Here is a 21,101-nt window from a genome sequence, read left to right as displayed (position 1 = left end):
ACACAGGCGGCAGCGCGCATTGCCCTGCCTGCCAGATAACTCATTGATACTGTCGCAGCAGCAGATCACCGCCCTGCGAACGAAAATCCAGTTGCCTGAGGGCGCTCATGCCCAGCAATACCTCTTCACCCGCCATACCGGGCACGATACCGGCCTCAACGTCGTGCAACAGAATGTCGCCCAGCTGCAGTGTCTGTAGCCGCGTGGCGTAGCCCTCGGCGGTGCCGTTGGCGGTATCAACCATGAACTGCCGACCACGCGGCAACCCCAGCTCGTCAGCCAGCGCGGCAGGAACGGCGACAAAACTGGCTCCGGTATCAACCAGCAGGGTCACCGCCTTGCGGTTGATCTGACCGCTGAGCAGATAGTGCCCCTGCCTGTTCGGCTCCAGCCTCACTTCCACGGCATTGCCCAACTGACTCGACGCCGGTCGCTGGTTGGGATTGCGCTGACGCTCTTCCACGCTGCTGAACCAGTAGGCCGCCAGCAGCAGCCCGGCCACCCAGGCCAGAATCATCATCCCGGTCCCCAGCTTGCGCTGTGAAGGTGGCAACGGTTCGGTCACGGCTGATAGCCCTCACGCCAGTCGTCAGGCAGAGCAAAGTGGAACAACCAGGGCCGCGTATCACCATCCGGACGCGCCCGGCCGTTGTTATCCAGACCGATGATGATGCCGTCATCGCTGATCAGCAGCGCTTCGGCCAATCCGAAGGGAGCGTCCGGATAGAAATACGGTTCGACCAAAACGCTCTGGACAAAGGACCAGCAGCGCTCACGCTTGCCCGATAGCGGATTGCGGCGGCAGACCTGATGCGCATTGCGCTCCAGCGTCCACAGCCGCCCCTGCCAGAACACCAGATCAGAAAAATCCACCGGCATCACTTCTCGATTCAAAATACCGGGACCAAAGGGCTCGGTTGGCAGGAATCGACGCTCCGCCAGCAGGACACAACCGGCCAGCGGGCATTTCCATTCATCGCCCTGACGCTGCAACTTGATCAGGCCCCGCGCCTGGCGCTCGGCGGCGAGCCAAAGGGTTCCAGCCTCGGCGTCAACCGCGATGCCTTCAGCCAGCGCGTTTATCTGCTGCCATAAGCCACGCGCCTCACCTTCGGTGTAAACGGCCGCATCCAGCGTCAGCCATTCACCGGTCACCGCTTGCTCAGCCGGCGGCGGCAGACGCAGCACCCCCAACTGGCTTTCGCTCACCAGATAGCGGTTACCCTCGCTGTCGCACGCCAGACCCTCGAAATCCAGTGCCGGGCCACTCAGACCGCGCAACCAGGCACCTGCAAGCAGCTGCACAGGCAGCATCGAAGGCGCTTGTGCCGGCAGCAAAAACGCTTCGACCTCAGCCTGGTAGCTTTCTTCGGCACGTTGCAGCACAAACAGGCTGCTATCTTCGCGATCAGATACAGCCAGCAAGCGCCCGTCGCAGCGCTGCAGTGCAGACAGATTGCCGCGCGGCATGCCGTCCAGCGGCAAGGCAGACTCCAACTGCAACTCCGGGGCGCGCTCAAATGCCAGCGCAGCACCGCTGACTGCCATCAGGAATGCGCCAAGCAGGCGCAGACGGATGCCACTCATCAAAGCAGCACCTCAGCCAGATTGCCCTTACTCTCGAGCCAGACCTTACGGTCGGAGGAACGCTTTTTGGCCAACAGCATGTCCATCAACTGCTCTGTATCCTGCGTCTCATCGACAGTCAGCTGCACCAGTCGGCGGGTTTCCGGCGCCATGGTGGTTTCGCGCAGCTGCAAGGGGTTCATTTCGCCCAGGCCCTTGAAGCGCGTTACCTGAATCTTGCCGCGCTTGCCCTCGGCTTCGATACGGTCGAGGATGCCCTGCTTTTCGGCATCATCCAGTGCGTAGTAAACATCCTTGCCGATGTCGATACGGTAGAGCGGCGGCATGGCAACAAACACATGACCGGCTTCAACCAGCGGGCGGAAATGACGGACGAACAAGGCGCACAGCAGCGTCGCAATGTGCAGCCCGTCCGAGTCCGCGTCGGCAAGAATACAGATCTTGCCGTAACGCAGTTGCTCGAGACTGGCCGCGCCCGGATCCACCCCGATGGCAACGGCAATGTCGTGCACTTCCTGCGAACCCAGCACCTCACTGGATTCCACTTCCCAGGTATTCAGAATCTTGCCGCGCAGCGGCATGATGGCCTGAAACTCCTTGTCTCGCGCCTGCTTGGCGCTACCGCCGGCGGAATCACCTTCCACCAGAAACAGCTCCGAGCGCTTGCTGTCCTGCCCGACGCAGTCCGCCAGCTTGCCCGGCAGGGCAGGCCCCTGGGTAATGCGTTTACGCTCGATCTTCTTGCCCGCCTTGAGCCGACGCCCGGCATGGCTGATCGCCATCTCGGCGATCTGCTGGCCGATCTCTGCGTGCTGATTCAGCCACAGACTGAAGGCATCCTTGACGACACCTGATACGAAGGCAGCCGACTCACGGGACGACAGTCGCTCCTTGGTCTGGCCGGAGAACTGCGCCTCGGCCATTTTCAGTGACAGCACATAGCTGACCCGCTCCCAGATATCTTCCGGTGCCAGTTTGAGGCCGCGCGGCAACAGGTTGCGGAATTCGCAGAACTCGCGAATCGCTTCAAGCAGCCCTGCGCGCAGGCCATTGACGTGGGTGCCACCCTGGGCGGTCGGGATCAGGTTGACGTAGCTTTCCTGGACCAGCTCACCGCCTTCGGGCAACCAGAATACGGCCCAGTCCACCGCCTCCTGCTTGGCACTGAAACTGCCGGCGAAGGGTTCTTCCGGCAGTTTTGGCCATTCGGCGCAGCTGTCGACCAGGTAATCGCGCAGGCCGTCTTCGTAGTACCAGCTGATCTTTTCCCCGGCCTGACGGTCGTCAAAGTCGACCTTGAGGCCCGGGCACAGCACCGCCTTGGCCTTGAGCAGATGCTTGAGGCGGCTGATGCTGAATTTGGGGGAATCGAAATATTTGGCATCCGGCCAGAAGATGACCGTGGTGCCGGTATTGCGCTTGCCGACGGTACCGATGACCTCCAGCTCACGGACCTTTTCGCCATTCTCGAACGCCATGGCGTATTCCTGTCCATCGCGCTTGACCCGGACCTCAACCCGCAGCGAAAGCGCGTTGACCACCGAGATGCCAACCCCGTGCAAACCGCCGGAGAACTGGTAGTTCTTGTTCGAGAACTTGCCGCCGGCATGCAGGCGGGTAAGGATCAGCTCGACCCCCGAGACGCCCTCCTCCGGGTGAATATCCACCGGCATTCCGCGACCATCATCGCTGACCTCAAGCGAATTGTCCTGATGCAGTACCACGCTGATGCTGCGGGCATGCCCGGCGAGTGCCTCGTCGACACTGTTGTCGATGACTTCCTGCGCCAGGTGATTGGGACGCGTGGTGTCGGTGTACATGCCCGGTCGGCGGCGCACCGGATCGAGACCGCTGAGTACTTCAAGCGCATCCGCGTTATAGGTCGAATCTGACATGGTGTGAGCAGGTATCCTTCTTGAATTTCTTCAACGCCCACCCGCCTGCCTGACTGACTGACGCCGGCCATCGGAGTGAGCTTGCATGGGGTCACATAGTATCCGGCGAGCGGACTGCCTGCCACCGTCAGTGCGGCTGCAACTCAATAGCCCACTGCTCCCGGCTCAGGCAAAAACAGGCCTTCCGGAAGGCGGCGAACAGCCGTTTCGATACGACCGTCGTCGTACAGACGCAGCCAACGATAGCCAGGCGCCAGCGTATCAGTGGCAAAATCGCTGCTGCCCGCGGCAAACTGGACGCAGGTGGAAGGCGTGGCCAGCAGACGCAAATGACCAAGCTGCTGGTCGAACTGCTGGTGAATATGCCCCCAAAGCACCACCTTTACCTCGGGGCGATGCTGGATACGGCCCAGCAAGTCCTGCGGGTTGAGCAGCCCGATCGGCGCCATCCAGTCGCTACCGATGTCGACCGGCTGGTGATGCAGACAAACCATGACGTGGCGCTCCTCTGCTGACGCCAGTGCGTCATCCACAATCTGGAGCTGTGATGCTGCCAGTCGGCCAGGCACGGCACCGGAAATACTGGTATCGAGCAGAACAATTCGCCAGTTGCCGAGGTCAACCCAGGGCCGGCTAAGGCCAAGAGGCTTTCCAACCTCGGCCATCAATTCGGCGTCATCGTGATTGCCGGGAATCCAGTAGCAGGGTGCGGGCAGGCGCTGGCTGGCGGCGATAAAACGACGGTAGGCATCTTCGCTGCCATCCTGGGTTATGTCCCCGGTCGCCAGCACCAAGTCCATCTCGGGTGTCTGTTCAAGCACCATATCAATGACAGCGTTCAAACTGGCGTGCGTATCCAGCCCCAGCAGGTCAGCACCCGCATCGGCAAACAGGTGACTGTCCGTCAACTGCACCACGCAGACGAAATCCGCCCCTAACGACATCGTGCCCCCACTTCTCGCTCCTTGTTTACACTCAATCTTGGCGGTTGCCGCCAGAGGAATCCAGCGATTCGGTCACAGACCCTGGCCGGCAATTGATAACGGCTGCGCGCTTTGTCCATTGCGCTGACAGTATCCCAGCCACTCCCCGAGAAACTGATTCAACTGAAACTTTTCGTCCGGCTGCAACATCTGCTCGTTCGGGTAGGGGTACACCCCCCGAAACCGGCGACTGTTATAGGCCGCAACCACCTCCGCCAGGCCCGCATCGTGATAAAGCCGAACTTCCATACTCGGCGGTGTTACCCACTCGTGCCGCCGCTCGTGAAACAGCTGCAGCGTCGAGGTATAGGGGCAACGCTCAAGCACGCGCATGACCAGCGCCTGAGCCGCACCATCGCCAGCATCGACCACAATGCGGTGCTCATCCTCCTCGTGCATACGCGGCATCAGCTTCAGCAGCTTCCAGTAATTGCTCTCGCACAGCGCCTGCAGGCCGATCAGATCAACGTGATAACGGGGCTTGCGCAAGGTCATCATGGCTGGGGCCCCGCCTCGGCGCGCAGGCGCTCGGCATGCAGCTGCAGCCACTGCAGCGCGATGATGCTGGCGGCATTGTCGATCCGGCCATCCTCAACCGCAGTAATGGCCTCGGCCCGCGGCCACAGGCTGACGCGAATATCCTCGCCTTCCTCGGCCAATCCGTGAATACCGCCCGCACCACGACTGTCGACCAGCGCACAATAAAGGTACACACGCTCGTCACTGCCGCCGGGGGACGGAAAATAGCGGGTAATGGGGTGCAGAGACAGCAGCGTCAAACCGGCCTCTTCCTGCGCTTCGCGGTGAGCGACCTGCTCCGGCGCCTCATCGGTATCGATCAGGCCGGCGACCAGCTCCAGCATCCACGGACTGTCACTTTTTTCCAGCGCACCCACCCGCACCTGCTCGATCAGAACCAGCTGATCCAGCCAGGGGTCGTAGGGCAACACACAGACAGCGTCGTGGCGCACGAACAGCTCACGGCGCAGTACCGGGCCCCAGCCACCGTCGAACAGACGATGGCGCAGCTGCAGGACATCCAGGCGATAGAAACCACGGAAGCCATCTTCCCGGCTGATGATCTCCACGTCGGCACGTGTAAAGGACAAGGCAATACCCCCGAAGGAAACAAATTGCAGCGGATCCGAAGCCCGAGGACCGACCAAGACCCGCTGCCGAGCGTCTAAGCTCGCATATCTTTCGGGGCAACGGCAAGGGTTCAGACGTGCCAGAACCCTCGCCGCACTGACTTGCTAGAGCTTGTGGTAGAGCTGCGATCCGGCAGTGCGGAACTCCTGCGACTTGGCCTTCATGCCCTCTTCAACCGCCAGATCAACCGCAGCGATGCGCTGCTCGGCCGCATATTCGCGCACTTCCTGGGTGATTTTCATCGAGCAGAACTTGGGGCCGCACATCGAGCAGAAGTGCGCCACCTTGGCGGATTCCTTCGGCAGCGTTTCATCGTGGAAGGCACGCGCGGTGTCCGGATCGAGCCCCAGGTTGAACTGGTCCTCCCAGCGGAACTCGAAGCGCGCCTTGCTCAGGGCGTTGTCACGAATCTGCGCGCCCGGGTGCCCCTTCGCCAGATCGGCTGCGTGGGCTGCGATCTTGTAGGTAATGATGCCGGTCTTGACGTCATCCCGGTTCGGCAGCCCCAGGTGTTCCTTGGGCGTTACGTAGCAGAGCATGGCGCAGCCGAACCAGCCGATCATCGCCGCACCGATACCGCTGGTGATGTGGTCGTAACCTGGCGCTATGTCGGTCGTCAGCGGACCCAGGGTGTAGAACGGCGCCTCATCGCAGCACTCCAGCTGCTTGTCCATGTTCTCCTTGATCAGTTGCATCGGCACGTGGCCCGGACCTTCGATCATGACCTGGACATCGTGCTTCCAGGCGATCTTGGTCAGCTCGCCCAAGGTTTCCAGCTCGCCGAATTGGGCTTCGTCGTTGGCATCGGCAATGGAGCCGGGACGCAGGCCATCGCCGAGCGAGAAGCTGACGTCGTAGGCCTTCATGATTTCGCAGATGTCTTCGAAGTGGGTATAGAGGAAATTCTCTTTGTGGTGCGCCAGACACCACTTGGCCATGATCGAGCCACCGCGCGACACGATGCCGGTGACCCGTTTGGCGGTCATCGGCACATAGCGCAGCAACACACCAGCGTGAATGGTGAAGTAATCCACGCCCTGTTCGGCCTGTTCGATCAGCGTGTCGCGGAAGATGTCCCAGGTCAGGTCTTCGGCCACGCCGCCAACCTTCTCCAGCGCCTGATAGATCGGCACGGTGCCAATCGGCACCGGCGAGTTACGGATGATCCACTCGCGGGTTTCGTGAATATTCTTGCCGGTCGACAGGTCCATGACCGTGTCGGAGCCCCAGCGAATCCCCCAGGTCATCTTCTCGACCTCCTCCTCGATGGAGGAGCCCAGGGCCGAGTTACCGATATTGCCGTTGATCTTTACCAGGAAGTTGCGGCCGATGATCATCGGCTCCAGTTCCGGGTGGTTGATGTTGGCCGGGATAATCGCTCGACCACGGGCGATCTCTTCGCGCACGAACTCGGGGGTAATTTCCTTCGGAATACTTGCGCCGAAACTGTGACCGGCATGCTGATCCTTGAGCAGCCCCGCATCACGCGCCTGCTGCAGCTTCATATTCTCGCGAATCGCGACGAACTCCATTTCCGGCGTAATGATGCCGCGGCGGGCGTAGTGCATCTGCGTCACGTTGCAGCCGGCCCTGGCGCGGCGCGGCGTGCGCACGTGGGCAAAACGCATGTGGTCGAGTGACGGGTCAGCCAGACGCGCGGCGCCAAACTCGGACGTCAGCCCCGGCAACACTTCTGTATCACCCCGTTCGTCGATCCAGGCACTGCGCACATCGGCAAGCCCCGCGCGCAGATCGATGCTGACGCCCGGATCGGTATAGGGGCCGGAGGTGTCATAGACCAGCACCGGTGCGTTGGCCTCGCCGCCAAAGTCGGTTGGCGTGTCGGCCAGGCTGATTTCCCGCATGGGCACGCGGATATCCGGACGCGAGCCGGTCAGGTAGACCTTGCGGGAATTGGGAAAAGGCTGGGTGGCGGCGCTGTCGGCACCGGAGGTGGCGATGGCGGTATCAGGCAACGTGCTGTTCATTATTGTGCTCCACTGCGTTGAGGTGCGCAGGGAACCGAATGACCACGACCACCCCAGCCCGGATGGACTGGGGCCTGCGATCGATCTCGATTCCTACGCCGGTACTAACCGGTTCAGGTTCAACGGGTATCATCTCAGCCCCCTGCAAGCAGGCAGCACCCCGTCAAGATGTCCGCACAGTCTAGAGATATGCTGTTACCGTCTCAAGCCCACGACAGATATCCCTTCCCAACACGCAGATCAAAGCGCCCGTGATGGCTGACAAAATCCGCGAAAACGTCAGCAAAAGACGCAACAACAGATTGTTCCCAATTGTGTCCCCCAAAGCCGCTTGACCCCGGCCCCCGACCCTTTTAGCCTTGCCTGACCTCCTCTCATGCGAAGGATTCGTGCATGTTGCGTCCGCTTACCGTTGCACTGCTGCTGGCCGGAGCTTCCGCTCACGCCGCTGCCAATACCGATCTGATGACCGTTTACCAGCAGGCGGTGCTCAACAGCGCTGACCTGGCCGCAGCACAAGCGGATGCACTGGCCCGTCAGGAAGCCCTGCCCCAGGCCCGCTCGCAGCTGCTGCCCAACCTCGGCGTCGCCGCCGGCGCATCACGCCAGGACCTCGACATTGATAACGTAGGCGGCGACGAATACTCCAACCACTACTATCAGGCCAGCCTTACCCAACCCCTGTTCCGGGCTGACCGCTGGTTCAGCTACCAGGCCGCCAAGTCGGTGAGTCAGCAGGCCCAGCTGGAGTTCTCGGCAACCCAGCAAAACCTGATCCTTGAGGTCTCCCAGGCCTACTTCAACGTCCTGCGCGCGTCAGACAACCTGGCAACGGCAAAAGCCGAGGAAAAAGCCTTTTCCCGCCAGCTGGAGCAGGCACGGGAGCGTTTTGAAGTCGGCCTGTCCGCACGCACCGACGTTCTCGAGGCACAGGCGGGATACGACAGTGCACGCGCAGCGCGCCTGACCGCCCAGACCAATCTGGACGTCAGCTACCAGGCGCTGACCCGCCTGACCACTCAGGACTACGACAGCCTGTACGGCATTAGCCACGAGCTACCGATCCTGCCGCCGACACCGGCCAGCATGCAGCAGTGGGTCGAAACCGCCGCCGAACAGAATCTGACCCTGCAGGCCAGCCGTTACGCCATCGACGGCGCCGAAGACAGCCTGCGCAGCAGCAAGGCCGGCTATGCTCCGGTCGTCGATGCCTTCGTGCGCTACAGCAACGACAACGGCGGCGCCAGCATCGCCGGTACCGGTCAGGCCAGCACCGATACAGAGCTGACCAGCTTTGGCGTGGAACTGAGCATGCCGCTGTTTACCGGCGGCCTGACCACCTCCCGCGTGCGCGAGTCGACCTACCGCCTGACCCAGGCCGAACAGAGCAGCGAGGCGCAGCTGCGCCGGGTTGTGGAAAGCACGCGCAACCTCTACCGCACCGTCACCTCCAGCGTTGATGAAGTGGCCGCACGGCGTCAGGCCATCGTCTCCGCCAAAGCCGCGCTCGACGCCACCCAGACCGGTTACGAAGTCGGTACACGCAACGTGGTAGATGTGCTGGAAGCCCAGCGCAACCTGTTCCGCACCGTGCGCGACTACAACACCGTGCGCTACAACTACATCATCAACAACCTCAGCCTGAAGCAGGCTGCCGGCACACTGAGCCCGCAGGATCTGCAGGACCTGTCACAGTGGCTGAACCCGAACTACGACCCGGATCGGGATTTCATCCCGCAGACAACCGAAGAGGAAGCCCGGCAGATGTCGATGGGCGGCCAGCCGCAGCCGCCTGCCATGCCAGCCAACGGCGACAGCAGCACGTTCTGAACGCCGGGCACAGAAACACAAACAGCGCCCTCGGGCGCTGTTTGTGTTTATACGGCAACCTCAGACTAGCAGGCGGGCGATGCCTTCGAGCAAGCGTTCCAGCGCGCCCTGATTGTCTACTACCACCGCTTGACCAGCCTGACCGGCACGCTGACGAGTCACGTCGTCCTGCAACCAGTCCTGCACTGCAGCAGCCAACGCAGCCTCGTCAGCTATCACCTGCAGGGCGCCTGCGCCTTCAAGCAGCTCGCTGATTTCGGTGAAATTGAAGCGGTGCGGCCCGGACAACACCGGCAGCCCCAGTGCCGCCGGCTCAAGATAGTTATGACCACCGTTCGGCACCAGCGAGCCGCCGACGAACGCCAGATCAGCGCAGGCGTAGAGAAACACCAGCTCGCCCATGGTGTCGCCAACCAGCACCTGCTGGTCAGCAGCCGGCAGCGCACCGCTGCTGCGCCGTACCATACCGAAACCCGCCTCACTGACCTGGCGCGCGACCGAATCAAAGCGCTCGGGATGCCTCGGCACCAGAATCAGCAATGCATCGGGCAGCGCATCCAGCACCTGACGATGCGCTCGCAGCACCTGCTCATCCTCGCCAGCATGGGTGCTGGCCGCAATCCATACCGGGCGGTCGCCGCCCCAGCGCGCGCGCAGCTCCTGCGCCTGCTGTACCTGCTGCGGATCGGGACGAAAATCGAACTTGATGCTGCCAGTCACCTGCATCTGCTCGCGCCCCACACCCAGCTCGATAAAACGCAGTGCCTCGGCCTGGCTCTGCACGGCAACCCAGTCCAGCGCCGCAAACATTGGCCGAACCAGCGCACCTACTCGCTGATAGCCGCGGGCGGAGCGAGCCGACAGCCGCGCATTGGCCAGTACCAATGGCACCCTCGCACGCCCGGCCTCGGCCACCAGATTCGGCCACAGCTCGGTTTCCATGATGATGCCGATCTTTGGCTGCAGCCGGCGCAATAACCGACGCTGCAGCCACGGCAGGTCATAGGGCAGATAGACGTGACCAACCTGACCGCCGAACAGCTTGCGGATCTGCTCGGAACCGGTCGGCGTCATGCAGGTGACGGTGATCGGCAGCGCCGGATAACGCTTGAGCAATTCACGCACCATGGGCGCGGCGGCAATACTCTCGCCGACCGACACCGCGTGCACCCAGATTCCGCCGCTGCGCACATCGCCTCCCAGAGCAAAACGTTCAGCCCAGCGTCGGGCATAGGCAGGCGCCTTGATCGCGCGATACAGCAGACGCAATAAAATCAGCGGCAGGCAAAGGAAGAAAAACAGGGTATAGAGACGACGGGCCATGAAAGCATCCTGTAGCAGCTAGGCGTCCGGTAAGGGCTGCGCTAAACCAGCGCTGGCTCCTAGGGTAACAGATGTGACCAGGCACGCCCCCAGTGACTATACTAGGGGGCCTTTTTAACCAGAGCTGCGGGAGCACATGAGTACAACCCTGGATACTGACATCTGCATTATCGGCGGCGGCGTCGCCGGACTATGGCTCAACGCGCGCCTGCGCAAGGCTGGCTATCATACCGTGCTGATTGAGCGTGGCGCCCTGGGAGGCGGCCAGAGCGTCAAGTCACAGGGCATCATCCATGGCGGTATCAAGTATGCACTCGGAGGCAAGCTCAACGCCGCAACGGAGGCGATCGCCGACATGCCCAACCGCTGGCGGCAGTGCCTGGCCGGCGAAGGCGAACTGGACCTGAGTGGCGTGCGCGTGCTTTCCCAGCACCATTATCTGTGGTCACCCGGCAGCCTGATCAGCAATCTGGCCGGCTTCTTCGCCAGCAAGGCCCTGCGCGGGCGGGTGGATCAGATCAAGGGCAAGGCGTTGCCCACCGTATTCAACAACCCGGGCTTCAAGGGCAAGGTGTATCAGCTCGGTGAGCTGGTGCTGGACGTGCCGGATGTGATTCAGCGTCTGGCAGAGCTCTCGGGCGACAGCCTGATCAGCGACAATAACCCGCATATCCTGCGTGACGACAACGGTGAGATAGCCGGGATTCAGCTGACCGGCACACGGGTCCGCGCCAGCCGTTATGTGCTTACCGCCGGGGAAGGCACCGAAGGTCTGCTGCAGGACTGGGGCGTCAGCGAGCCGGCAATGCAGCGTCGCCCGCTGCAAATGGTGCTGGTCAAGGGCCCGGACCTGCCACCCCTGTATGCCCACTGTCTCGGCGCCAGCCCCAAGCCGCGCCTGACCGTGACCACTCACCCCTGTGAAGACGGCCAGTGGTGCTGGTATCTGGGTGGCGACCTCGCAGAGCAAGGGGTCAATCAAGCACCGGACCAGTTGATCGACCAGGCTCGCCGCGAACTCCGTGAGCTGCTGCCGTGGATCGACCTTAGCGCGTGCCAGTGGACCACGCTGCCAGTCAACCGGGCCGAGCCGGCCCAGAGCGGGCTGGTACGCCCCGATAACGCCTATGTTCAAGCCTGTCACAATGCGCTGATCAGTTGGCCGACCAAGCTGGCCCTGGCACCCAATCTGAGCGATCTGGTGATGCAGGAACTGACTCGCCAGCAGGTAACATCGACCGGGCATCCGCCGCTGCCGCCAGACCTGCCGCGCCCGCGTGTGGCCGCGCCGCTCTGGGACGCCTGCTTCCAATGAGCACCCTGCACCCCTTCTACCGCACCCTGGGAGACACCGGCCTGCGCCTGTCTCCCCTCGGGCTGGGTACCGTCAAGATCGGCCGCAATCAGGGCGTCAAATATCCGAACGGTTTCGAATTGCCAGACGATGACGCTGTGCGCAACCTGCTCGCTCTTGCGCATGATCTGGGCATCAATCTGCTGGACACCGCGCCGGCCTACGGCACCAGCGAGCAACGCCTTGGCCCGCTGCTCAAGGGCCAGCGCGACAGCTGGATCATCTGCAGCAAGGTTGGCGAGGAGTTTGTCGAAGGCCAGTCGCAATTTGATTTCTCAGCCAAACATACCCGCCATTCGGTAGAGCGATCCCTGAAGCGCCTGGGCACCGATCGACTGGACCTGGTACTGGTGCACTCCGACGGCAACGATCTTGAGGTGCTGGATCAGGAGGTCTACCCGACGCTGGCCCAACTCAAGCAGGAAGGCCTGATTCTCGCCTACGGGTTCTCCGGCAAGACGGTAGCCGGTGGTCTGCGTGCCCTGCAGCAGGGCGATTGTGCCATGGTGACCTATAACCTGCGCGAACAGGCAGAGCGCGAGGTGCTCGACTTCGCCCTGCAACACAACAAGGGCATTCTGATCAAAAAAGCGCTGGCCAGCGGACACGTCTGCCTGAATGGCGAGGACCCGGTACGCAACAGCCTGGAATTGGTTCTCGGGCACCCCGGCGTGACCAGCGCGATTATCGGCACCATAACCCCCAGCCACCTTGCGCAGAACGTCAGCGCGGCCCTGTCGGTACTATCCAGCATGGAGTAAGGCATGACTCAAATCGTTGCCCGGAAAAATCCCGTCGCATTCAAGACCCAGGCCATCGCGGTTACCGCCAGTGCAGAGGTATTACGCTACGAACCTACCGGCAGCCCTCTGAGTTTTGCCCAGATGCAGGAGCGTCGCGTCCCGCTCCAGCTCAGCGACCCCAACCACTTCAATGTCGTTCTGGCCAATCTGGGGGTCTCGGTCGATCTGAATCTGCACTGGCAGCAGCGGGATTTTCGCCTGCTGGTACGTCAGGACCGGCCGGACCATGGCGACCAGGTTCTGAAACTGTTGTCCGGCTACGTTCCTTCCCACGAACTGCGCGTGCCGCTGTTGACCGTCATGACCGAGATCGCCGAGGAATTACTGATCGAGACTCGGAGCGGCTGGCTGCAGGGGCGCTATCAGGATACCTGGCTGCCGACGCCCTATGCAGAGAGTCTGCCATTGGACAGTGAACGCCATTTCACCCTTGGCGCACGCGCCGGAAACACCAGGCCGGTGCTCTGCCGGGAGCTGAACCTGCTTGAGCGCCCACGGGCATACGTCCACTTGCCGACCAGTTCGCTGCAACTGGTCTACCAGATGCAGCTTGCTCTGCCGGACGACATAGACGCCCCTTCGCTCTTGCATGCCGACGAATATCTTGATCCGGACAGCAGGGAACTGATCGCCCGGGTTGACCACCAGCAACCGGACCTGTTTCTGGCCGAATACCGCAATGGCGAACCCACCGGTGAGCTATATCATCTGCAACGCGGTGAGCTGGTCGCCCAGCCAACGGGGGGCCTGCTGCTGAGCGAGGCCTTTGCCGAACAACAGGGCTGGGTGGTCACCGCAGCCAACTGCCCACTGCAGCAGGGCCTTGGCCTGACGGACGGCACAGCGTAACCACTGATTCGGCGCAACCGTGTCAACATCAGCGCTCGCGCTGGCGCAGCCACTCCAGATCTTCGGGGCGGGTAATTTTCAGATTGTCTGCACGGCCTTCCACCAGCAGCGGTGCCTGACCGACCCACTCCATCGCCGAGGCCTCATCGGTAATCCGTGCGCCAGCGGCCAGCGCCTCGGCCAGCGCCCGCTGCAATGGCCCGAGACGAAACATCTGTGGCGTATACGCCTGCCAGAACAGGCTGCGATCGGGTGTTGATGTCACCCGGCCATCTGGACCGATCTGCTTGAGGGTGTCGCGCACCGGCACCGCCAGCAGTCCACCGACCGGATCATCGGCTAACGTGTTGAGCAGCTTGTGCAGGTCGCTATCGGCGAGATTGGGGCGAGCCGCGTCGTGCACCAGTACCCAGTCGTCATCAGCTGCGCCCAGCTCGCCTAACGCAATCAGGCCGTTCAGCACCGAGTCGGCACGCTCGCGGCCGCCAACAGCTCGGGTAATACGCGTATCCTGCGCGCAGGGCAGCGTCGGCCACCAGCCATCGTCAGCAGACAGGGAGACCACCAACCCGCGCAATCCCGGCTGATCCAGGAAGCAGGCCAATGTGTGTTCGATCAGGGTGCGTTCACCCCAGAGAAGGTATTGCTTCGGACGGTCTGCCTGCATGCGCGCGCCGACACCGGCGGCGGGCAGAACGACCCAGAAATCAGGTGTAACGACGCTCATTGGTCGCTCAGTTGGAACAGGGTTTCGCCCTGCTTGACCATGCCCAGCTCACGACGGGCACGCTCTTCGACAGTTTCCAGCCCCTGCTTGAGCTCAATGACCTCTGCCGTCAGCACGCGATTGCGCTCCAGCAGCTGCTCGTTCTCGCGCTGCTGCTCGGCAATCTGCTGCTTGAGCTGGGAAACGTGGGCAAGACTGCCCTCGCCAACCCAGAGTCGGTACTGCATCGCCGCCAGCAGCGACAGCGCAATGAGCCAGAGCCATTTCAAGCCGGATGCTCCTGTCGAGGAATGGCGGGTACGCTCGCACGCACCCGCCAGACCGATCAGCCGCGGAACTCGGCGCGACCCTTGTAGGGCGCCTTGTTACCCAGTTGCTCTTCGATACGCAGCAGCTGGTTGTACTTGGATACGCGGTCGGAACGGCATAGCGAACCGGTCTTGATCTGACCGGCAGCGGTACCCACTGCCAGATCGGCGATGGTGCTGTCTTCGGTCTCACCGGAGCGGTGCGAGATAACCGCAGTAAAGCCGGCAGCCTTGGCCATCTGGATCGCTTCCAGGGTCTCGGTCAGCGAACCGATCTGGTTGAACTTGATCAGGATGGAGTTGCCGATCTTCTCGTCGATACCGCGCTTGAGAATCTTGGTGTTGGTCACGAACAGGTCGTCACCGACCAGTTGTACCTTCTCGCCGATCTTGTCGGTCAGGACTTTCCAGCCAGCCCAGTCGGACTCGTCCATGCCGTCTTCGATGGAGATGATCGGGTAGCGCTGGGTCAGACCAGCCAGGTAGTCGGCAAAACCGGCCGCATCAAACACCTTGCCTTCGCCAGCCAGATCGTAATTGCCGTCCTTGTAGAACTCGCTGGAAGCGCAGTCCAGTGCCAGAGTGACGTCGTCACCCAGGGTGTAACCGGCGTTGGCTACGGCCTCGGCGATGGCTGCCAGCGCGTCTTCATTGGACGCCAGGTTCGGCGCGAAGCCGCCCTCGTCACCCACAGCAGTGTTCAGACCACGGGCCTTCAGAACCGCTTTGAGGTGATGGAAAATCTCGGCACCCATGCGCAGCGCATCGGCGAAGTTCTTGGCGCCAACCGGCTGCACCATGAACTCCTGGATGTCGACGTTGTTGTCGGCATGTTCACCACCGTTGATGATGTTCATCATCGGTACCGGCATGGAGTAGACACCAGGGGTACCGTTCAAGTCGGCAATGTGCGCGTACAGCGGCACGCCCTTGGCCTGGGCAGCCGCCTTGGCAGCAGCCAGGGAGACGGCGAGGATGGCGTTGGCGCCCAGAGTGGCCTTGTTCTCGGTACCATCCAGCTCGATCATTGCGCGGTCCAGATCGGCCTGGGCGGTGGCATCGCGGCCAACCAGCAGCTCGCGGATGGGGCCATTGATATTGGCGACGGCCTTGAGCACGCCCTTGCCGAGGTAACGGCTCTTGTCGCCATCACGCAGTTCCAGTGCTTCGCGCGAACCGGTTGACGCACCGGAAGGAGCGCAGGCGCTGCCCATGATGCCGCCTTCCAGAATTACGTCCGCTTCAACGGTCGGGTTACCGCGCGAGTCCAGAACTTCACGGCCCTTGATATCAATGATTTTTGCCATCTTTACTTGCTAGCTCCGTATATCGGGTCAATCGGGTGAAAGCGTTAGCGGCTCAAGCCGTTTCCAGCACCGGGAAGCTCTTGACCAGATCGTCAAGGGCCTTCAACTGGCCAAGGAACGGCTCCAGCTTGTCCAGGCGCAGGGCACAGGGGCCGTCGCACTTGGCGTTATCAGGATCGGGGTGCGCTTCGAGGAACAGACCCGCCAGGCCCTGGCTCATGCCCGCCTTGGCCAGATCGGTAACCTGGGCGCGACGACCGCCGGCCGAGTCACTGCGACCACCCGGCATCTGCAGGGCATGGGTCACGTCGAAGAACACCGGGTACTCGAACTGCTTCATGATGCCGAAGCCCAGCATGTCGACTACCAGATTGTTGTAACCGAAGGACGAACCGCGCTCGCACAGCACCAGTCGGTCGTTGCCGGCTTCTTCACACTTGGTGAGGATGTGCTTCATTTCCTGCGGCGCGAGGAACTGGGCCTTCTTGATGTTGATCACGGCGTTGGTTTTGGCCATCGCCACAACCAGATCCGTCTGCCGCGACAGGAAAGCCGGCAGCTGAATGATGTCGCAGACCTCGGCAACCGGCGCGGCCTGATAGGGCTCGTGCACGTCAGTGATGACCGGCACGTTGAAAGTGCGCTTGATCTCTTCAAAGATCTTCAGCCCCTCTTCCATGCCGGGGCCGCGGAACGAGTTGATCGACGAGCGGTTGGCCTTGTCGAAGCTGGCCTTGAACACGTAGGGAATCCCCAGCTTGTCGGTGACTTCAACGTAGTGCTCGCAGATCTGCATTGCCAGATCTCGCGACTCCAGTACGTTCATGCCACCAAACAGAACGAAGGGTTTGTCGTTGGCCATCTCGATGTCACCAACGCGCACGATTTTCTGTGCCATAAGCCAGCTTCTTCCTTAATCTCAGCCGTTCTTGTGCTGACGCAGCGCGGCGCCGATGAAACCACTGAACAGCGGGTGGCCGTAACGCGGAGTCGACGTAAACTCCGGGTGGAACTGGCAGGCCACGAACCACGGGTGATCCTTGACCTCGACTACCTCGACCAGCGCGCCGTCGCCGGAACGGCCGGAAATACTCAAACCGCCAGCCTGCAGATCGGGCAACAGATTATTGTTGACCTCGTAGCGGTGACGGTGACGCTCGACGATCACGTCCTTGCCATAGCAGTCGTGCGCCTTGGAGCCCAGCTCCAGCGTGCATTCCTGCGCACCCAGACGCATTGTGCCGCCCAGGTCGGACGCCTCGGTACGCAGCTCGGTCTGACCGGTCGCATCCTGCCACTCGGTGATCAGACCCACAACCGGGTGACCGGAGGTCTTGTTGAACTCGGTGGAGTTGGCATCACTCCAGCCCAGCACATTGCGGGCGTACTCGATGACCGCGACCTGCATGCCCAGACAGATGCCCAGGTACGGAATCTTGTTCTCGCGGGCATAGCGCACGGCCGCGATCTTGCCCTCGACACCACGGGAGCCAAAGCCGCCCGGCACCAGAATGGCGTCGACCCCTTCCAGCAGACCGGTGCCTTGCTGTTCGATATTCTCGGAGTCGATATAGCGCACATTCACCTTGGTGCGTGCCTGAATGCCGGCGTGGCTGAGTGCCTCGATCAGCGACTTGTAGGCATCGAGCAGCTCCATGTACTTGCCGACCATGGCGATGGTGACTTCGTGCTCTGGGTTGAGCTTGGCGTCTACCACGCGGTCCCACTCGGACAGGTCGGCCTGACCGCACTCCAGACCAAAGCGTTCGACGACGAAGTCATCCAGGCCCTGTGCGTGCAGTACAGACGGAATCTTGTAGATGGTGTCGACGTCTTCCAGACCGATAACCGCGCGTTCTTCCACGTTGGTGAACAGCGCGATCTTGCGGCGTGAAGACAGGTCGATCGGATGATCGGAGCGGCAAATCAGCACATCGGGCTGCAGGCCGATGGAGCGCAGCTCCTTGACCGAGTGCTGGGTCGGCTTGGTCTTGGTCTCGCCAGCGGTGGCGATGTACGGCACCAGCGTCAGGTGCATCAGCATCGCGCGCTTGGCACCGACCTCCACCCGCAGCTGGCGGATGGCTTCCAGGAACGGCTGGGATTCGATGTCGCCCACGGTACCGCCGATTTCAACCAGTGCCACGTCGGCATCGCCGGCACCCTTGATGATGCGGCTCTTGATCTCGTCGGTAATGTGCGGAATGACCTGAATGGTCGCGCCCAGATAGTCACCACGGCGCTCCTTGCGCAGCACGTCGGCATAGACACGGCCGGTGGTAAAGTTGTTGTTCTGGGTCATGGTAGCGTTGACGAAACGCTCGTAGTGCCCCAGATCGAGGTCGGTTTCCGCGCCATCATGGGTCACGAAGACTTCACCATGCTGGAAGGGACTCATGGTGCCCGGATCCACGTTGATATAGGGATCCAGCTTGAGCATGGTGACCTTCAGACCACGCGCCTCGAGGATAGCCGCGAGGGAAGCCGAGGCGATGCCCTTACCCAAAGAAGAAACAACACCACCCGTGACGAAGATGTAGCGCGTCATGAAAAACCCATAGATTGAACAGTTAAGCGGTTTGCACCGCGAGGAATTCGAAGGGAGTCAGAGGTGACCTGAAGGGTCAGCCAAAGTCTCGTCAAGATGGGAAGTCAGGATACCAGACGGGCCCCGCTTGCTCAATCCGAAACAGGCTTCCAACTGACCGTAAAACCACTCTGATTTCCGTCCACCAGAGCCTGCTCGGCGTTCCAGCGCCCCGCCACCGAAACCAGCTCGCCGCCTGAGTATAGCAACGGCACCGAAGGACGCAGCCAGGCAGGTACGCGGGCCTCCTGAAGCAGTTGTTTGACCGACCGGGTAGGCCGGCCCGCCAGCTTTATTCGCTCGCCCCCCTGCCGATACGCAAGCTGCCACCCAGCCGCACCGGGAGCTCGTAAACCGCCGGACGACGGCGCGATACAGAGGGTCCCGTTACCGGCCGACAGCGACTGACAGGCAAGCGGCTGACAAATCTGGGCACTCCCCTGCCGGGGCCAGCTGGCTTCCACCAGCCAGAGACGATCTGACGAACGGTATAGCCTGTGGCTACCCAGCAGCAGTTGCGGTTGCGCGTCGCTGCAGGCTGCGAGTTGCTGCACCCACTGATCAAGATGGCGCTGATCCGGCATCAGCACGCCCTGCTGCCTCAACCAGAAACGCAGCAGATTGCGCTGCCTGGCGGGCGACAACACCAAAACCGGTGCAAGCAGCAGACTCGGCCAGTGACCAAGCCATGCATCATCAAGCGGTAATACGGCAGACTGCAGATCAGATGCTGCCAGGTCATCCAGCAACCCGCTGGCCTCATCAGCATGTTCTGCCAGGCGGCGCAGACTCTGGTCTACCTGCGGCCAGCTGTTACGCAGCGCCGGCAACAACTCGTGCCGCAGCGCCGTACGGGCAAAACGCGCATCCCTGTTGGCAGGATCCTCAATCCAGTTCAAACCCTGTCGAACAGCGAAATCCGCAAGCTCGGCGCGCGACGCGTCCAGCAGCGGTCGTGACAGCCAGCCACGCCCGAGCGGGCGACGAGCAGGCATCCCTGCAAGCCCTTGAATACCCGTGCCACGCAGCATGCGAAACAACATCGTTTCCAGCTGATCATCGGCATGATGCGCCAGCAGCAACTCGGCGCCCTCCGGCAGTGCCTCAGCAAAGGCTGCGTAACGCGCGTCGCGGGCAGCCTGTTCGATACTGGGACTCTGCCCCACCCGCACCCGCACCACCGTCAGCGGCACACCCCGGGCATCGCAGGCACGCTGACAATGCATCGCCCAGGCGTCAGCCTCGGGGTGCAGTCCGTGATGAATGTGAATGGCGTAAAGAGGCGGAATATCAGAGGATTGGCGCGCCTGGACCAGCAGCTCAAGCAGAACCATGGAATCCAGACCACCGGACAACCCCAGCCACCAGGCCGGGGCGCTTAAACAGGAGCTGAGCTGCTCGCGCAGCCCCTGCGGGATGAGCATTTACTGAATACCGAAGGACATCAGCCGCTGGTAGCGGGTTTCCAGCAGTTGCTCGGGAGTGCGCTCGTCAAGTTTGGCCAGTTGCGCAACCAGCTGCTGCTTGAGGCGCTCGGCGGTTTCCTGAGGTGAGCGCTGTGCGCCACCCAGCGGCTCGGGGATCAGGGTGTCGACCAGTCCCAGCTCTTTCAGACGCTCGGCGGTGATACCCATGGCCGCCGCTGCATCAGCCGCCTTTTCGGCGCTCTTCCAGAGAATGGAAGCACAGCCCTCAGGCGAGATTACCGAATAGGTCGAGTACTGCAGCATCATCAGATGATCGCAGACACCAATGGCCAGCGCACCGCCGGAGCCGCCTTCACCAATAACAGTGGCGATGATCGGCGTTTTCAGACGCGACATGACCTGCAGGTTCCAGGCAATGGCCTCACTCTGGCCACGCTCTTCGGCATCGATACCCGGATACGCGCCAGGGGTGTCGATAAAGGTCAGGATCGGCATTTTGAAGCGCTCGGCCATTTCCATCAGGCGGCAGGCCTTGCGGTAGCCTTCCGGCTTGGGCATGCCGAAGTTGCGGCGCACCTTTTCCTTTACGTCACGACCTTTCTGGTGACCGATGATCATCACCGGACGGCCGTCCAGACGCGCAATACCGCCGACGATGGCGGCATCATCGGCAAAATGGCGATCGCCGTGCAGCTCTTCAAAGTCGGTAAAGATGTGACGGATATAGTCCAGCGTATAGGGACGCTGCGGGTGGCGCGACATCTGGGCAACCTGCCAGCTGCTCAGGTTGCCGAAAATGCTCTCGGTCAGGGACTTGCTCTTCTCCTGCAGCCGAGTGATTTCTTCGGTGATGTTCAGCGCGTTGTCACTGCCGACCAGACGCAGCTCTTCGATCTTGGCCTGCAGGTCCGCAATTGGCTGTTCAAACTCCAAGTATTTCTGGCTGTTGCTCATAGGCATCCATCATCCGCTTGCGCCCGATCC

At 61.8% G+C, this 21,101-nt stretch carries 19 protein-coding genes and 1 riboswitch; of the genes, 4 read left to right on the top strand and 15 right to left on the bottom strand.

Annotated features, from left to right (window positions below):
* Positions 1-40: 40 nt before the first annotated feature.
* From B7O88_RS01475 to thiC, 7 genes are all read right to left on the bottom strand, one after another.
* Positions 41-520: a retropepsin-like aspartic protease family protein gene (locus B7O88_RS01475; RefSeq protein ID WP_088273422.1), complete on the bottom strand. Its 480-nt coding sequence runs from the start codon at positions 518-520 to the stop codon at positions 41-43.
* Positions 521-561: 41 nt separating this feature from the next.
* Positions 562-1,587, bottom strand: coding sequence for an SdiA-regulated/phytase-like domain-containing protein (locus B7O88_RS01470; RefSeq protein ID WP_088273421.1), 1,026 nt, complete (start codon positions 1,585-1,587; stop codon positions 562-564).
* Positions 1,587-3,482 (bottom strand): DNA topoisomerase IV subunit B, encoded by a 1,896-nt coding sequence (gene parE, locus B7O88_RS01465; protein WP_088273420.1) that lies wholly within the window; start codon positions 3,480-3,482, stop codon positions 1,587-1,589. The genes B7O88_RS01470 and parE overlap by 1 nt, the downstream gene beginning before the upstream one ends.
* Positions 3,483-3,625: 143 nt before the next feature.
* Entirely contained in the window at positions 3,626-4,426 is an 801-nt protein-coding gene (gene cpdA, locus B7O88_RS01460; protein ID WP_088273419.1) for a 3',5'-cyclic-AMP phosphodiesterase, read from the bottom strand.
* Positions 4,427-4,498: 72 nt separating this feature from the next.
* Complete coding sequence (locus B7O88_RS01455; RefSeq protein ID WP_088273907.1) at positions 4,499-4,960, bottom strand: DUF1249 domain-containing protein; 462 nt, start codon at positions 4,958-4,960, stop codon at positions 4,499-4,501.
* Entirely contained in the window at positions 4,960-5,574 is a 615-nt protein-coding gene (locus B7O88_RS01450; RefSeq protein WP_412779047.1) for an NUDIX domain-containing protein, read from the bottom strand. Before B7O88_RS01450 ends, B7O88_RS01455 begins: the two co-directional genes overlap by 1 nt.
* A 144-nt stretch (positions 5,575-5,718) precedes the next feature.
* Positions 5,719-7,602 (bottom strand): phosphomethylpyrimidine synthase ThiC, encoded by a 1,884-nt coding sequence (gene thiC, locus B7O88_RS01445; protein WP_088273418.1) that lies wholly within the window; start codon positions 7,600-7,602, stop codon positions 5,719-5,721.
* Between the two features lie 73 nt (positions 7,603-7,675).
* Positions 7,676-7,775: riboswitch (TPP riboswitch) on the bottom strand.
* 220 nt (positions 7,776-7,995) lie between these two features.
* On the opposite strand from thiC, the gene B7O88_RS01440 reads away from it, so the two are divergent.
* Positions 7,996-9,432 (top strand): TolC family outer membrane protein, encoded by a 1,437-nt coding sequence (locus B7O88_RS01440; protein ID WP_088273417.1) that lies wholly within the window; start codon positions 7,996-7,998, stop codon positions 9,430-9,432.
* Between the two features lie 60 nt (positions 9,433-9,492).
* On the opposite strand, the gene waaA is transcribed toward B7O88_RS01440, so the two are convergent.
* Entirely contained in the window at positions 9,493-10,755 is a 1,263-nt protein-coding gene (waaA, locus tag B7O88_RS01435) for a lipid IV(A) 3-deoxy-D-manno-octulosonic acid transferase (RefSeq protein ID WP_088273416.1), read from the bottom strand.
* 136 nt (positions 10,756-10,891) lie between these two features.
* Here waaA and B7O88_RS01430 point away from each other — a divergent pair, with 136 nt between their 5' ends.
* The 3 genes from B7O88_RS01430 to B7O88_RS01420 are packed head-to-tail and all read left to right on the top strand — an operon-like array spanning position 10,892 to position 13,761.
* On the top strand, positions 10,892-12,070 hold the full coding sequence (locus tag B7O88_RS01430; protein ID WP_088273415.1) for an NAD(P)/FAD-dependent oxidoreductase: 1,179 nt from the start codon (positions 10,892-10,894) through the stop codon (positions 12,068-12,070).
* On the top strand, positions 12,067-12,870 hold the full coding sequence (locus B7O88_RS01425; RefSeq protein WP_088273414.1) for an aldo/keto reductase: 804 nt from the start codon (positions 12,067-12,069) through the stop codon (positions 12,868-12,870). Before B7O88_RS01430 ends, B7O88_RS01425 begins: the two co-directional genes overlap by 4 nt.
* 3 nt (positions 12,871-12,873) lie before the next feature.
* On the top strand, positions 12,874-13,761 hold the full coding sequence (locus B7O88_RS01420) for a metal ABC transporter ATPase (RefSeq protein WP_088273413.1): 888 nt from the start codon (positions 12,874-12,876) through the stop codon (positions 13,759-13,761).
* 28 nt (positions 13,762-13,789) lie between these two features.
* Here B7O88_RS01420 and ispD read toward each other — a convergent pair whose 3' ends face one another.
* The 7 genes from ispD to accA form a co-directional block, all read right to left on the bottom strand.
* Positions 13,790-14,488 carry a 2-C-methyl-D-erythritol 4-phosphate cytidylyltransferase gene (ispD, locus tag B7O88_RS01415; protein WP_088273412.1) on the bottom strand — a complete coding sequence of 233 codons (699 nt, stop codon included), beginning with the start codon at positions 14,486-14,488 and terminating at the stop codon, positions 13,790-13,792.
* Positions 14,485-14,715 (bottom strand): septum formation initiator family protein, encoded by a 231-nt coding sequence (locus tag B7O88_RS01410; RefSeq protein ID WP_088273905.1) that lies wholly within the window; start codon positions 14,713-14,715, stop codon positions 14,485-14,487. Before B7O88_RS01410 ends, ispD begins: the two co-directional genes overlap by 4 nt.
* 98 nt (positions 14,716-14,813) lie before the next feature.
* The gene (gene eno, locus B7O88_RS01405) at positions 14,814-16,103 is read right to left on the bottom strand and encodes a phosphopyruvate hydratase (protein ID WP_088273411.1); all 1,290 of its coding nucleotides are present in this window, start codon (positions 16,101-16,103) and stop codon (positions 14,814-14,816) included.
* A gap of 52 nt (positions 16,104-16,155) precedes the next feature.
* Positions 16,156-17,001, bottom strand: coding sequence for a 3-deoxy-8-phosphooctulonate synthase (gene kdsA, locus B7O88_RS01400; protein WP_088273410.1), 846 nt, complete (start codon positions 16,999-17,001; stop codon positions 16,156-16,158).
* A 21-nt stretch (positions 17,002-17,022) separates the two neighbouring features.
* On the bottom strand, positions 17,023-18,651 hold the full coding sequence (locus B7O88_RS01395; protein WP_088273409.1) for a CTP synthase: 1,629 nt from the start codon (positions 18,649-18,651) through the stop codon (positions 17,023-17,025).
* 131 nt (positions 18,652-18,782) lie between these two features.
* On the bottom strand, positions 18,783-20,114 hold the full coding sequence (gene tilS, locus B7O88_RS01390) for a tRNA lysidine(34) synthetase TilS (protein ID WP_088273408.1): 1,332 nt from the start codon (positions 20,112-20,114) through the stop codon (positions 18,783-18,785).
* Positions 20,115-21,071 carry an acetyl-CoA carboxylase carboxyl transferase subunit alpha gene (gene accA / locus B7O88_RS01385; RefSeq protein ID WP_088273407.1) on the bottom strand — a complete coding sequence of 319 codons (957 nt, stop codon included), beginning with the start codon at positions 21,069-21,071 and terminating at the stop codon, positions 20,115-20,117.
* Positions 21,072-21,101 lie beyond the last annotated feature (30 nt).

The sequence above is a fragment of the Halopseudomonas aestusnigri genome, assembly GCF_002197985.1.
In the GTDB taxonomy this organism is placed as follows: domain Bacteria; phylum Pseudomonadota; class Gammaproteobacteria; order Pseudomonadales; family Pseudomonadaceae; genus Halopseudomonas; species Halopseudomonas aestusnigri.
The sequence above is the reverse complement of the archived record's forward strand: the minus strand, read 5'-3'. Positions and strand labels throughout refer to the sequence as shown.

Excerpts from the sequence above, each read along its gene's own strand:
- B7O88_RS01475 (WP_088273422.1), bottom strand. The coding sequence starts at position 520 with ATGATGATTCTGGCCTGGGTGGCCGGGCTGCTGCTGGCGGCCTACTGG.
- B7O88_RS01470 (WP_088273421.1), bottom strand. The coding sequence starts at position 1,587 with ATGAGTGGCATCCGTCTGCGCCTGCTTGGCGCATTCCTGATGGCAGTC.
- parE (WP_088273420.1), bottom strand. The coding sequence starts at position 3,482 with ATGTCAGATTCGACCTATAACGCGGATGCGCTTGAAGTACTCAGCGGT.
- cpdA (WP_088273419.1), bottom strand. The coding sequence starts at position 4,426 with ATGTCGTTAGGGGCGGATTTCGTCTGCGTGGTGCAGTTGACGGACAGT.
- B7O88_RS01455 (WP_088273907.1), bottom strand. The coding sequence starts at position 4,960 with ATGACCTTGCGCAAGCCCCGTTATCACGTTGATCTGATCGGCCTGCAG.
- thiC (WP_088273418.1), bottom strand. The coding sequence starts at position 7,602 with ATGAACAGCACGTTGCCTGATACCGCCATCGCCACCTCCGGTGCCGAC.
- B7O88_RS01440 (WP_088273417.1), top strand. The coding sequence starts at position 7,996 with ATGTTGCGTCCGCTTACCGTTGCACTGCTGCTGGCCGGAGCTTCCGCT.
- waaA (WP_088273416.1), bottom strand. The coding sequence starts at position 10,755 with ATGGCCCGTCGTCTCTATACCCTGTTTTTCTTCCTTTGCCTGCCGCTG.
- B7O88_RS01430 (WP_088273415.1), top strand. The coding sequence starts at position 10,892 with ATGAGTACAACCCTGGATACTGACATCTGCATTATCGGCGGCGGCGTC.
- B7O88_RS01425 (WP_088273414.1), top strand. The coding sequence starts at position 12,067 with ATGAGCACCCTGCACCCCTTCTACCGCACCCTGGGAGACACCGGCCTG.
- B7O88_RS01420 (WP_088273413.1), top strand. The coding sequence starts at position 12,874 with ATGACTCAAATCGTTGCCCGGAAAAATCCCGTCGCATTCAAGACCCAG.
- ispD (WP_088273412.1), bottom strand. The coding sequence starts at position 14,488 with ATGAGCGTCGTTACACCTGATTTCTGGGTCGTTCTGCCCGCCGCCGGT.
- B7O88_RS01410 (WP_088273905.1), bottom strand. The coding sequence starts at position 14,715 with ATGCAGTACCGACTCTGGGTTGGCGAGGGCAGTCTTGCCCACGTTTCC.
- eno (WP_088273411.1), bottom strand. The coding sequence starts at position 16,103 with ATGGCAAAAATCATTGATATCAAGGGCCGTGAAGTTCTGGACTCGCGC.
- kdsA (WP_088273410.1), bottom strand. The coding sequence starts at position 17,001 with ATGGCACAGAAAATCGTGCGCGTTGGTGACATCGAGATGGCCAACGAC.
- B7O88_RS01395 (WP_088273409.1), bottom strand. The coding sequence starts at position 18,651 with ATGACGCGCTACATCTTCGTCACGGGTGGTGTTGTTTCTTCTTTGGGT.
- tilS (WP_088273408.1), bottom strand. The coding sequence starts at position 20,114 with ATGCTCATCCCGCAGGGGCTGCGCGAGCAGCTCAGCTCCTGTTTAAGC.
- accA (WP_088273407.1), bottom strand. The coding sequence starts at position 21,071 with ATGAGCAACAGCCAGAAATACTTGGAGTTTGAACAGCCAATTGCGGAC.